At 35.8% G+C, this 12,255-nt stretch carries 11 protein-coding genes; all 11 read right to left on the reverse strand.

What is annotated here, in order from left to right:
• Positions 1-89: 89 nt before the first annotated feature.
• Entirely contained in the window at positions 90-1,424 is a 1,335-nt protein-coding gene (locus tag FN817_RS09660; protein WP_142717736.1) for a trigger factor, read from the reverse strand.
• Between the two features lie 136 nt (positions 1,425-1,560).
• Positions 1,561-2,133: a hypothetical protein gene (locus FN817_RS09665; RefSeq protein ID WP_142717737.1), complete on the reverse strand. Its 573-nt coding sequence runs from the start codon at positions 2,131-2,133 to the stop codon at positions 1,561-1,563.
• Positions 2,134-2,184: 51 nt separating this feature from the next.
• Complete coding sequence (locus FN817_RS09670; RefSeq protein ID WP_142717738.1) at positions 2,185-4,569, reverse strand: TonB-dependent receptor; 2,385 nt, start codon at positions 4,567-4,569, stop codon at positions 2,185-2,187.
• Positions 4,570-4,813: 244 nt separating this feature from the next.
• Positions 4,814-5,170: a hypothetical protein gene (locus tag FN817_RS09675; protein ID WP_167498839.1), complete on the reverse strand. Its 357-nt coding sequence runs from the start codon at positions 5,168-5,170 to the stop codon at positions 4,814-4,816.
• Between the two features lie 146 nt (positions 5,171-5,316).
• Positions 5,317-7,242 carry an ABC-F family ATP-binding cassette domain-containing protein gene (locus tag FN817_RS09680; RefSeq protein WP_142717739.1) on the reverse strand — a complete coding sequence of 642 codons (1,926 nt, stop codon included), beginning with the start codon at positions 7,240-7,242 and terminating at the stop codon, positions 5,317-5,319.
• A gap of 138 nt (positions 7,243-7,380) precedes the next feature.
• Positions 7,381-7,629 carry a hypothetical protein gene (locus tag FN817_RS09685; RefSeq protein ID WP_142717740.1) on the reverse strand — a complete coding sequence of 83 codons (249 nt, stop codon included), beginning with the start codon at positions 7,627-7,629 and terminating at the stop codon, positions 7,381-7,383.
• A gap of 224 nt (positions 7,630-7,853) precedes the next feature.
• Positions 7,854-9,206 (reverse strand): T6SS phospholipase effector Tle1-like catalytic domain-containing protein, encoded by a 1,353-nt coding sequence (locus tag FN817_RS09690; RefSeq protein WP_142717741.1) that lies wholly within the window; start codon positions 9,204-9,206, stop codon positions 7,854-7,856.
• A 151-nt stretch (positions 9,207-9,357) separates the two neighbouring features.
• Positions 9,358-10,035, reverse strand: a complete 678-nt coding sequence (locus FN817_RS09695; protein WP_142717742.1) for a response regulator transcription factor — start codon at positions 10,033-10,035, stop codon at positions 9,358-9,360.
• Positions 10,004-10,585, reverse strand: a complete 582-nt coding sequence (locus FN817_RS09700) for a sensor histidine kinase (RefSeq protein WP_228451514.1) — start codon at positions 10,583-10,585, stop codon at positions 10,004-10,006. Before FN817_RS09700 ends, FN817_RS09695 begins: the two co-directional genes overlap by 32 nt.
• A 200-nt stretch (positions 10,586-10,785) precedes the next feature.
• Positions 10,786-11,415, reverse strand: coding sequence for a hypothetical protein (locus tag FN817_RS09705; protein WP_142717744.1), 630 nt, complete (start codon positions 11,413-11,415; stop codon positions 10,786-10,788).
• A gap of 17 nt (positions 11,416-11,432) precedes the next feature.
• Positions 11,433-12,212, reverse strand: a complete 780-nt coding sequence (locus FN817_RS09710; protein ID WP_228451515.1) for a hypothetical protein — start codon at positions 12,210-12,212, stop codon at positions 11,433-11,435.
• Between the last annotated feature and the right edge of the window lie 43 nt (positions 12,213-12,255).

Consider the following 12,255-nt stretch of genomic DNA (forward strand, 5'->3'; position numbering starts at 1 on the left):
GGTGATGATGAATGATTAATTTTCAGGTAGGGCTATAATAAAAAAACCGCCAAAAAATTGACGGTTTTAAATATTTATATCGGATATAATTATTTCTTAAGTTCTTCTAAAAATTCGTCGTGAGAAATTTTAGTTTCTTTTTTGCTCGCTTTTTCAAGAATTACATCTTTCAATTTAGCCATAGCTACTTCAGAAGAAATTTGTCTTACCTGCTCCTGGTCTTTCAACATTTCAACAGCATATTTTTGGATTTCTTCATCACCTAAGTGGTGGATTCCGTAGATTGCCAATTGATTTTTAACTAACTGCTCAGCCTGAGCCAATACATCAGCATAGTCAAGGTTGATTTCGTTTTCAGTCATCAATTTACCTTCGATGATCTGATATTTCAATTGGTTTTTCTCAGCTTCAAGAATTTCTTTAGCCTGTTCTTCAGACTGGATATTCTGGTTAGAGAATAATAACCACTTCACAAGGAATGATTCAGGAAGTTTTACTTCTTCTTTATCAGTTACCTGCTCTAATACTTTATTCACAAAGTGAACATCAGCATTTTGCTGGAAGTACTCATCTAATTCAGTTTTCACTTTATCTTTAAGCTCTTCTTCAGTCTTGATGTTTCCTTCTCCGTATACTTTGTCGAATAAGTCCTGGTTAAGTTCAGCTAGGTTTAATGTATAGAAGTCTTTTACTTTTACTTCTACTTCATTGTGGTGTAGGTGCTCTACTTCTTCTTTGCTGAATCCTAATTCTTTAGCTAATTCTTCATCACCTGCAAGCGTTTCTTTTGTTACTTTTACAGATCCATCCATTTTCAAACCTTTTACCAATTTGAAAGCTTCTTTGTTTTCAGCTGTAATGGTAAGGTTTTTTGGGTGGTGGTGGTGCTCTCCTTCAGCATCTTCTTCCACAACCTGAGAAACTTCTAAAGCAATGTAAGAATCCTTAGTGATTTTATCTTGAGGAACCTGCTCAGCGAAACGCTTCTGCATGTTTTCAATACTCTTGCTGATTTCTTTGTCAGAAGCTTCTACTTTGTAGTGAGGTGCTTCATATTTAGCTAAATCTATAGTGAATTCAGGCTCATATCCTACTTCGAAAGCAACTTCTAATTGATCAGCATTGTAATCTAATTCGTTTACTGGCTGAGGAACAGGCTGACCAACTAATCTTAATTTGTTTTCATTAACATAGTTGTTTAAAGCATCAGAAACTTGTCTGTTGATTTCTTCGAATGCAATACCTGCTTCATATTGTTTTTTAACCATACTTAAAGGCACTTTCCCTTTTCTGAATCCAGGAACTTGCGCATTTTTAGCATAATTAATCAACTGCTTCTCTACTTTTTCTTTGTAGTCAGATTTTTCCAATGTTACTGTAAGCAATGCACTTACGTCATCATGGTTTTGTGCGGTAACCTTCATTATTGATTAAAATTTTAGGTTGCAAAAATATGAATTTTTTATGAAAATCACCCATTTAAAATCAACTTATAACGCCAAATATTGTTAAATAAAAAACCACCGGAGAATTCCGGTGGTCCAAACAAGATTAATTATCCTAATTACTTAGGTTGTATTTTGCCTCAGCATCAGTTTCTCCTCCTACTACGCTTCCCCATGCAGTTCCTGATTTAGCATCATTTACGCTTTGAGGAGAGTGAATAAGTGTTAATTTTAAGAATGGAGCCGTTCCATCAACAGCTTTTACCACTGTCCACTTTGTTCTTAGTCCTACTCTTTTTCCATCGTTTCTAAGATCACTTCCATCTGCTCTTTCTACCGTAATATTAGATTTTGGAAAATCAAATATTAAAAAGTGCTCGTTTTTAGCATCAATGATTTCCTGAGTAGCATCTTCATTTCCGTTTTTGAATTTTGCCTGAACAGTATACGTCTTACCATTTGTAAGCGGAATAGTAGGTGTTCCTCCTGCCCCGATACTGTAATCATAAGTCTGGGTAGTTCCTGCAGCATCGTCTGTTACCAGCAAAAGAATATTCGTAAGTTCTTCCTGAGGAAGGTCATCTTCTTCTGCAGACCCATTCCTCTGACAAGAAGTAACAGCAGTAACAGTAATAAATAAAACGGCTAATAATTTGATGATATTTTTAGTATTGAATAGATTTTTCATTTTTTTAATTTTAAAATTGTAAAATTTTGATTGAATTGTTTTTTGAAATTTTTAGAATTTGTATCTAAAATTTAAAATAAAGTTTCTTCCTGCTTCATCTGCAAAGAATCTCAAACGGTTCAGATATTCTCTGTACGAAGTATTGAAAAGATTATTTACGATAAGTCCTGCAGAAAGATTTTTACTGATGTTGATTCCGGTTTGGATATTCCAAAGTGAATATCCATTGGGCGGCGTACTGAAATCGATTTCCTTATCTACCAATTCGCCATTGACATAAAGCTCCAACGATGCATTTCGAATCGGAAATCTGGTTTGCTTTACAAAAGTTTGGTTTTCAACAGTGAAATAGAAATTATTCCATTTCTCTTTTTTGAACTGCAATGCATTGGAAAAATTAGGCGGCATCATTAAGATCAACGGTTCATTGTGAGTATCATCCTGTCCATATACATAACTTCCCTTTCCTACATAAGTAAGATCATCCGTAAGTTTCCAGTTGATGTCCAGATCTACTCCGTACATTTTCGCATCAATCTGCTGATACACCCATTCAGGGAATACTCCTCTGATAGTTCCTTTAATCCCCACCGGAATTTCATTAATGAAGTTTTTAGTGATGAAGAAATAAGGATTCACAGAAATATTCAAGCCTTTCAGAACATTGAACCTTGAATCTATATTTAAATTAAACTGATGACCCTGCTCATTTTTCAATCTCATATCTCCCGTTTCGATCACTCCTGCAGAGTGATGCAGCCCATCTGAAAATAATTCAGCAACATTCGGAGATCGTCCCACCTTTGCATAATTAAATTTCAGATCAAAATTAGCATTAGGACGATATTCCAAACCTGCATTGAAAGAAACATTGTTGTAATTAAGCTGAGGACGTGTCAGCACTCTGTTCTGATCTGTTTTCACATAAAATTGTGGATAAATATCTGCATATGATTTCTCCCAGTCACTTTTATCATACCATTTGGTAACATCATAACGGGTAAAATCATATCTCGCTCCTGCTTCAAAATTGAATTCAGGGGAGATCTTATATTTAAAAACAGAATATGCACCTGCAGAATATTTATCATAATTCGGGATCAGACGTCTTGCTTTGGTTGCCGGATCTGAATAATTGTTTTGAAAACTTGCATCAATTCCGGTTTCTAAAGACCATTTTTCTCTTTCTAATAAATCATTAAGATTAAACTGATGTGTCATCAGTTCCAGGTCCAGTGAAGGAGTATCACTCAGTTCACCTCTTCTGATATCATATTCTTGTCTGTGGTTATACTGATAACTGTATGTTGCAGATAGCTTTCCTATATTTTCAAATCGTTTGAAAGCGGAAACCTTTGCAATATGATGTTCAATAACCTGTCTCGGATTATCAATATCATAACTGAACTTACCTGAATAGATGGGGGGATTAGCAGTCATTGCTCTGTCATAGTCTTCAGAAGTTGAAACATGTGAGTCTCTTAAGATCCCAATATTCTGATTGGTCAGATAATAATCAAAAGAAATTCCTCTTTCATAGGTATTATTCTGAACAGTAAAATTGAAGGAAGAGAAATCCATCCCTGTATTTTTCAGATTATAGTTCGGAGCACTCTGATCGCCCAGCTTCTTCATACTTCCGCCAGACTTTACGGCCCATCCATTTTTCCAGACTTTGGCAACATCCACGTCCAGGCCAATGCCTCTTCCATTGGAGATTCCGGTAAGCCCTACTGAGCCTTTTATGGTATCTTTTTTAGGGAAAACTTCGGGCTCCATTACTACGACTCCACCTATGGCATCACTACCATACTTCAAGGCAGAAGCCCCTTTGATTACATCGATATGCTGAAAGTTATTGATATCAACATTCGGTGCGTGTTCTACACCCCATTCCTGCTCAGCAAGACGTACCCCATTGTTCAAAATGCTGATACGGCTTCCATAAAGACCATGAATAACGGGTTTCGAAATATTATTTCCGGTTTTTAAGGCCGTCACTCCTGAAATTTTAGATAATAAGTTCCCCAAATTATCTGTAGAGTTTTTCTCAATATCAGATTTATTGACTGTTTTGACTACCAGAGAACCATTATTTTTATGACTTCCATGAATCGTTACCGTTTCAATATCCTTGACATGGTGTTCCAGCGTAATAACCAGCTGAACATCCTGATCAACTCCTATATTTTCAGTATAATCATCACAATCAGGATGCTGAGCAATGAGTGTATACTTCCCTGCAGGGATCTTGTCAAAAGAAAATTTACCTTTCTTATTGGTTTTAGCTGTGAAGTTTCCGATTTTAATTACAGCATTTTCCAATAAGCTTTTATCGTGAAAATCCTGAACGGTTCCTTCTACAGTATAGGTTTTTTGTGCACTTATAAATACTGATCCGCAAAAGATCAGCAACAGGCAATATATCAATTTCATTGTAATAGATTGATTGCGTACCCTTTTTTGATAGGTACAATTGTCGTTAAAATTTGTGGGAAGGGTTGGGTTTGATTGTAAAATGTACGTTGTACAATATAAAAAAGTATAATGCTGATGAGAAGTTAGAAGCTGTAATTAAATATCAATTACAAACTATCAGTTGTTTTCCAACAACTTTAAATCTTACACTTTAAACATTGAATTTTAAGTATCAAACTTTAAACCCTATAGAATCTATGAATTAGGAAAGTGCGGGCGGTCCCCGAAGCTGAAAAGTGAATTTGGTCTGAGACCAGATTTTCTCCTGGATGGCGATGATTTGTTTTACCTCATGGCTGTAATGCTCAAAAGTAAAACTGAATTCCTCAGGAGCTAATGTATGTCCGGTCACCAAAAAGTGGCAGGCCAGACAGTCGCCAGCTTTCTCTTTAGTAACTGCTTTCGTCACCGTGTTCTCAACTTTTTTAAGATTAAAAGCCTTAAAATAGTCTACCGAATCATGATGGTGAAAGCTTTGAGAAAGCAGCGCGAGGAAGTACACTCCAAACAATAGCTTGGAGATAAAACTCTTTAGGTTTCTGCTTTCTTTAAAAATCATGGTTCAAAATTATGAAAATAATTTAATTGTTTCCTTAAACTTTTATTAAATTACTTGTAACTACGGATAATAAGTAGAAATGAGCGGGATTTTGTTACAAAAAAAATGCTTCATAATTTTTAGTTTATGAAGCACTTCTATTTTATTTAATCAAGCTGGGTACCAAGATATTCCCACTCCTGTAGAGCTGTATCCAGGTCTTCCTTGGTTTTATTGTATTTTTCAAGGGTTTCATCGGAAGGGTTTTCTTTGGCAAAAGAAGCTTCCATTTCCTCTATTTTTGCTTCAAGTTCGGAAATTCTCTCTTCTACTTTCTTGATTTTATTCTGAATATTTTTCTGTTCTTTACTAACGATATTCGAAGATTGACTGCTAGCAGCTGGTTTTTCTTCCACTTTTTTAGGTTCTACCTTTACTTCCTGATGAAGTTTGGCTTTTTCTGCAGAAATCTCTCTGATCGTTTCCTTTTGTCTGTATTCAAGGTATTCATTGATGTCTCCAAGGAATTCTTTCATTTTCCCGTCACGGAACTCATAAATCTTATCACAAAGCCCCTGAAGGAATTCCCTGTCGTGCGAGATGACAATTAAGGTACCTTCAAAATTCTGCAGTGCCAGCTTGATAATTTCCTTCGACTGAATATCAAGGTGGTTGGTAGGTTCGTCCATAATCAATGTGTTGAAAGGACGAAGTAACAGTTTACAAAGTGCCAGACGGTTTCTCTCTCCTCCGGAAAGTACTTTTGTTTTCTTAGTAACCGCATCTCCCTGAAAAAGGAAAGATCCTAATAAGTCTCTTACTCTAGGTCTTGTCTCTTCCGTTGCAGCATCTTCTGCTTCTTCCAGAACCGTTTTATTAGGGGTTAAAACCTCTTCCTGATTCTGTGCAAAGTATCCGATATTAACGTTATGTCCAAGATTCCATGTTCCTGAATAATCTTTAATATCTCCCGCCAAAATTTTAGCTAAAGTTGTTTTCCCCTGTCCGTTTTGCCCCAAAAGAGCAATCCTGTCTCCTCTCTGAACGATAAAGTCTACATCATCAAAGATTTGTTTTTGTCCGTAAGCTTTTCCCAGGTGTTCTGCTTCAAAGATGATCTTTCCGGGAACCATAGACTGTACGAAACGGATATTGAATTTTGAAACGTCTTCATTATCAACTTCAATACGTTCTATTTTATCTAATTTTTTAATAAGTGACTGCGCAAAAGATGCTTTTGTAGCACTTGCACGGAACTTATTAATATTATCTTCCATCTGCTTGATCTCCGCATCCTGATTCTTTTTAGCCTGAATCAGTTTTTCACGGCGATCTTCTCTCATGACAAGATATTTGGAATAATTGGCTTTATAGTCGTCAACTTTTTTGTTGTTGATATCAAAAGTACGGTTACAAACCGCTGTCATAAACTGTTTATCGTGACTTACCAGAACAATGGCTCCAGGATAGTCTTTCAAAAAGTTTTCAAGCCAGATGATAGATTCCATATCCAGGTGGTTGGTAGGCTCATCGAGAAGCATAATATCATTCTTCTGAAGAAGTAATTTTGCCAATTCTATTCTCATTCTCCACCCTCCGGAAAATTCATCGGTGATTTTTTGAAAATCGTCTGCTTTAAATCCTAAACCAAACAACACTTTTTCCATATCACCTTCAAGATTGTAGGCATCGTGGTTCATTAAAAGGTCATTCAGTTCGGTCATTTTATTAATCAGATCCGTGTAGGAATCACTTTCATAATCTGTTCTTACCGTCATCTGGTGATTCACTTCTTCAAGCTCATCTTTCCAGGCGTTGATCTGCTCAAAAGCCTGCATGGTTTCAGCCCAAACCGTTCTTCCTTTTACAAAATCAAGATCCTGTTTTAGGAAACCGATAGTAACACTTCCTTCAGTCACAACTTCTCCTTCGTAGAAATTAATTTCTCCGGAAAGCATTTTCAATAAAGTGGATTTTCCCGCTCCGTTTTTACCAACGAGACCAACTTTATCATCCTTTTTAATGGTGAAATTGACATTTTGAAATAAATAATTTCCTGAATGGTGTAATCCTAAACTTTGAACCGAAAGCATCTTAATTAATAATTAGTAATGAATAATGAATTTTCGGGTGCAAAAATACGGAAAAAGAAATGAATAGCCCAGAAATAAAAAAAGCTGCCCAAAACGAACAGCTCTTTCTTTTGCATGTGAAGTGATTTTATAAGATATTTATCCCGGCGTTAGCGGCGGTGTTTTCTGCCCTGCTTCAACCATAGCAATCATTTCTATAAGTGTTGCTTCAGCTTCTTTATATTTCACCTGTCTGATCCCATGGTTGGAACCTATTGCAACTTGCAATTCATTCAAAGTCTTAGCTTCGGACATTGTAATGGGTTTACTTCCATTTTTAATACTGATCTGGTATTCACAAGTCTCTAACAATTTGTTTGCTTTTTTAAGCCATTCTGAAACTTTCATAATTATATTGTTTTTAGTGATTTGAGTTTATCTTCGATTTTTTATTAAACATTCACAAATGAACAATTCAAAGTAACGAGAATTAAAATCCAAAAACTACAGTATAACATACCAAATTTCAAATTCAGTACTTATACTCATTTGAGCCCGATATCTTATAATTAAAAGGGAACACCTAACATGATGTCCCCTAACCTAAATTTAAAACTGAGAAGTTGTTGGTATTAATTCTTAATTTCATTCAATGTAATAGCTGCTGGTGTTCTTAAAATGGAACGATCCCATATATCATTATTGGGAACACTGGTTCCGTAGAGAAAATCTGCCACAAAACTGTCTTCCGGCAGATGGAGCTCAGCAGAAAGCCTTGTTTGGCCGGCTTGGTCAACAGAAGTACTGCTGGAAACATTTAATCCGTTATTGATCAATTCAATAGTAATTTCCCGCTGGGATCTTTTCAGAAAACTGTTGCTATAAAGTCCGAAATTTGCTGAAATATGGATATAGTCTGCAAATTTCCCGAAATCATAGATTGGCTTTTTACCCGCAGAAAGATCCTTTACATATTCTCTTATTTTGATATAAAACCAACTGAGAAAAGGATGCTTATTATAATCTATTCCAAAATACGCATCGTTTTCTGTACTGAAAATGGATACTTGAGCATTGGTTTCTTCCAGCATCAGCTTTCCATATACTTTTGAAAGGTCATTGTATACTTTATCCCGGCACAAATATGCCTGGGAAAGACCATTGGTGATCTCAATCTCATATCCGGAAAGCAAAGCATCCCAGATTTTATTTCCTTCAGCATTGGTTTTTTCATTCCTGATATCCGAAATATAATGATGCAGATCATCAATGTGAATGAAGTTTGTAGAAATATAAACAGACTGAGGCCCTTCAAGATATCCTCCTCCGATATCGGCATGATCACCCGGCACAAAGATTTCTTTCCAAACGGAAGACGTATTTTCCAGTTTCTGATCCTCCATTATTTTTGAGTTCTCAAAAAAACCGGTAAGCGGAAAGAAAAACCGGCTTTCATTCACGGCGCAGATATGTAAAGCATTCTCTACCTGAGCAGGGATATTCAGATTATAAGTATTAAAAGGTTTGGATTCTACCGTATCAAAAGCTCCTAAAAATTTTATTCTGCAATTTCCCGGAGAATAATGAGTTAAAAGCTGATTGCAGAAAGTTCTTGCGAGCATTCCTCCTCTTCCGAATCCATAAATATAAAAATGGTATTCTTTTGTCTGATCATGAATAATCTGCTGTACAAAATCTCCCGCTTTCTGAAGTTTATCATCGGAAGAATATCCGTTACCATAAGGTGGATTTGCACATGTTGCCATAGCAAAATTATTATCTTCACTGCCTGTTACGGTTCCTATCCCTTCGATATATATTTTTTCATCTCCAATAAATAAACTGTATAATTTATAGATATTGGTGAACGTACCATAATAACTCTCATTGTTGTTCAGCGGTTTATCCGGTGAAAGAATATTTACCCCATTATTTCCTGTACCGTCAAAGAAAATCCCAACGGAAATCACTCTACTGCCATTCATGTTTTTACTTTAATTTTTTTATTACAGATCCCGTTTGTGTTTTTTTCAAATAAAATCCCTAAAAGAGACATTTCAAAATAACAGAAGAAAAACAAGGTTAGGTAGAGTGAAAAGTACCAAATAAAAAATTCCGTATTTCTACGGAATCCGATTACATTTTTTCAAGGGAATAAATATTGTTAATGATAGCATAAATCACTATTCCCACAGTATTTTTGGCTCCTATCTTCTCCAGAATACGCTGCCTGTGGCTTTCTACGGTTCTGGGACTGATAAAGAGTTTTTCTCCTATTTCGTTATTGGTAAATTCCTGGCAGATGAGTTTTACCACGTCTTTTTCTCTTTCAGAAAGCTCATCTTCTGTTTCAAAAAGAGAATTTTTCTTTGCAGAACCATTCATGTAAGTAAACAGCATCTGATGGTCTTCTGCCGTGAAGAAAACTCCATTTTTATCAACCATCGTGATGGCCTCAATAAATGTTTTTTTATCGGAGTTTTTAGGAAGAAAGGCTGATACTCCCAACTTAACCATATATCCAAGAATAGAGGTTTTATAATGGGATGAAAGGATAATGATTTTAAGGTCGGGATATTTTTCTTTCAGGATTTCGACCAGTTCAAAACCGTTCATCGGCTTCATCTGAACATCTACAAGGGCAATATCAGGAAATTCATTTTTTGAAAGTTTTCCGAGGTCATCTATAAAATCGGGGCCATTATCTGCAGTAAGGCATACCGATATATTTTTTTCATTGGACAGCAACATTTTTACCCCTTCGAGGATCAGCTGTTCATCATCAATCAGTGCTAGTTTGATTTGGGAACTCATGATATTTTGGAATTTTTATGATTAAACGACTTCCTTTATTCGAAAAAGTTTTTTTCCATTTGTGTGTTGCGTTCATAGATTTGATACGGGATTCTATGTTTTTTATTCCCATTCCTTTTTTCACTTCTTCATATTCAAAACCCTGTCCGTTATCCGAAATAATAACGGCCGTATTTTCAGGATAATCTTTAATATAGATCCAGAGATCGGCTGCCTCAGAATGCTTGATTACATTGGTAGTAAACTCCTGAATAATCCGGTACAGCTGCACTTCTGCGAAAAGATCTTTCTTTTCATATCCGGGCATCACCTGCAGGGATATATTAATTTTATGGGAAAGATTGGCTATGAGTTCTTCAACGTATAAAACCAATCCTACCGATTCCAGATTTACAGGGTACAATGAATGGGAAATACTTCTGGCAGCGTCAATCAGGGAAGACATCTGACCGTAGATATTTTTTTTAATCAGCTCGTCACCCTGGGTATCGAGATTATTCAACCATAAAGAAAGAATATTGAGGCGGTTTCCGATATCATCATGAATCATCACTGCAATTCTTTTCCTTTCTTCTTCCTGCGCTTTAATGTTTTCCAGTACTAATTTTTTCTGATGAAGAACTTCGGCTTCATGCTGTACATTTTTCTCTTTGATAATTCTGGTTATAAAAGCTCTGTAGGCAAGCAGAATAAAGGATACTATAACTGTTATGGTAACAATTATAAGGATCAGCAGATTGATATTTAAAGTTACTTCTTTAATCTGATAAAAGTATATAAAAATGAACAGTACAAAATACTCGAAAGAATATTATTGGCACTGAGAATAATATAATAATCGTTTTCCGACAGTTCTGCAATCTGGTGCTGGATGATAAAAATAAATACCGAAACGGAATAGTAGAAAAAAATACTGGCATCTACCAGAATAAAACGATTCTGATTCTGTACAGAGGTATTTTTAATCTCACGGATCAGGGTAAACCCGGAAAGGCAGATGATTACAATATTGGATACCACCTTTGCAATATCTGCATTGGACGGATAATCAAACCCATATTTTGAAATCATAAAACCTCCTGCCAGCAAACCTGTAAGTCCCAGAGCATATTTCGGCCAATCCAGTTTTCTGATAAATAAACCTGTCAGCAAAAAAAACTCTCCTGCGATATAAAAGGGATAAAGAAATGATGTATCATTGAGTCTGAAGATATAAGGCAGTGCCAGATTCAGCAGTTCAATAAAAAAAAGAAAAGCAATACAATAAAAATACGGCTTTTCTTTTTGGTTTAATATGCGGTATTTTGCTGCTCCCAGCAGTATAACAGATAGAAGCAGTGCATAGTTCAGGAATAAAATTGCTTTATAAAGTCCAGCCATTCCTCAGTTTATCGTTTTTAAAATCCACTTCCTACATCTACATCCGGAATACGGCAGATAGGAGGACATGGTTTTGCCCAGTCATATGTATTGGAAATGGTCTCTGCTCCCAGTTCGGCATTTCTAAGATTTGCTCGGGAAGAAATAAAAATAAGAGTTACCAGCATTTTTCCATAGATATCATTGTATCTAAGTCCAAAAGAACAGGTAATACCCAGCAAACCATCATCTTCAAGGCAAAGGTCTGCGGTAGGAACATAGAATTTTCTGAAAATTCCAATGCCTTCATTTTCCCTGCATTCTTTATAAAACCACTCCATACCTTCGTTTCTCCAACGTTCAATAGCTGATACCGCTATATCCTGCTCAAGAATAGGTGTATTGGAAACCGGGAATCCCATATTCGCATTCTTCTCTGTGCTCTCAAGATTTTTAGAAAGAACAGCGTTTTTAATAACAGTATATTCCTGAACTTCCTGTAGTCTCAGGTCTCTGTCAAGCTCTGTAAGGAAGCTGTACGGATATTCTTTGACGTCTATTTTTACCCCTTCATTATTCATAGGATAAAAAATAAGAATCATACGATCTCTATAAACACCTACTGCTGCACAAAAGTCTTTATAATCCTTAAAGCCCTTCATCCAATCAAGGTGCTCATTGGAAATATTAAAAACATAGTTGGTAGGAATCAGCTTTTGAATTTTGGAAAAGTCAGAGAAGTACGCTTTCCATTCGTTTGATGCTGCTCTACATTCTTCTACAGGCAGCATGTAGTCTACAATGTTTAATGTTGACATAAGCATAGTTTTTAGTTCTATAAAAATATGTAAACTAAACATG

The sequence above is a fragment of the Chryseobacterium rhizoplanae genome, assembly GCF_900182655.1.
In the GTDB taxonomy this organism is placed as follows: Bacteria; Bacteroidota; Bacteroidia; order Flavobacteriales; family Weeksellaceae; genus Chryseobacterium; species Chryseobacterium rhizoplanae.

What these genes read in the sequence shown, in the direction of transcription:
- FN817_RS09695 (WP_142717742.1), bottom strand. Translation starts at nt 10,035, where the DNA reads ATGAGTTCCCAAATCAAACTAGCACTGATTGATGATGAACAGCTGATC.
- FN817_RS09705 (WP_142717744.1), bottom strand. Translation starts at nt 11,415, where the DNA reads ATGGCTGGACTTTATAAAGCAATTTTATTCCTGAACTATGCACTGCTT.
- FN817_RS09660 (WP_142717736.1), bottom strand. Translation starts at nt 1,424, where the DNA reads ATGAAGGTTACCGCACAAAACCATGATGACGTAAGTGCATTGCTTACA.
- FN817_RS09675 (WP_167498839.1), bottom strand. Translation starts at nt 5,170, where the DNA reads ATGATTTTTAAAGAAAGCAGAAACCTAAAGAGTTTTATCTCCAAGCTA.
- FN817_RS09700 (WP_228451514.1), bottom strand. Translation starts at nt 10,585, where the DNA reads ATGATTCATGATGATATCGGAAACCGCCTCAATATTCTTTCTTTATGG.
- FN817_RS09685 (WP_142717740.1), bottom strand. Translation starts at nt 7,629, where the DNA reads ATGAAAGTTTCAGAATGGCTTAAAAAAGCAAACAAATTGTTAGAGACT.
- FN817_RS09690 (WP_142717741.1), bottom strand. Translation starts at nt 9,206, where the DNA reads ATGAATGGCAGTAGAGTGATTTCCGTTGGGATTTTCTTTGACGGTACA.
- FN817_RS09670 (WP_142717738.1), bottom strand. Translation starts at nt 4,569, where the DNA reads ATGAAATTGATATATTGCCTGTTGCTGATCTTTTGCGGATCAGTATTT.
- FN817_RS09710 (WP_228451515.1), bottom strand. Translation starts at nt 12,212, where the DNA reads ATGTCAACATTAAACATTGTAGACTACATGCTGCCTGTAGAAGAATGT.
- FN817_RS09680 (WP_142717739.1), bottom strand. Translation starts at nt 7,242, where the DNA reads ATGCTTTCGGTTCAAAGTTTAGGATTACACCATTCAGGAAATTATTTA.
- FN817_RS09665 (WP_142717737.1), bottom strand. Translation starts at nt 2,133, where the DNA reads ATGAAAAATCTATTCAATACTAAAAATATCATCAAATTATTAGCCGTT.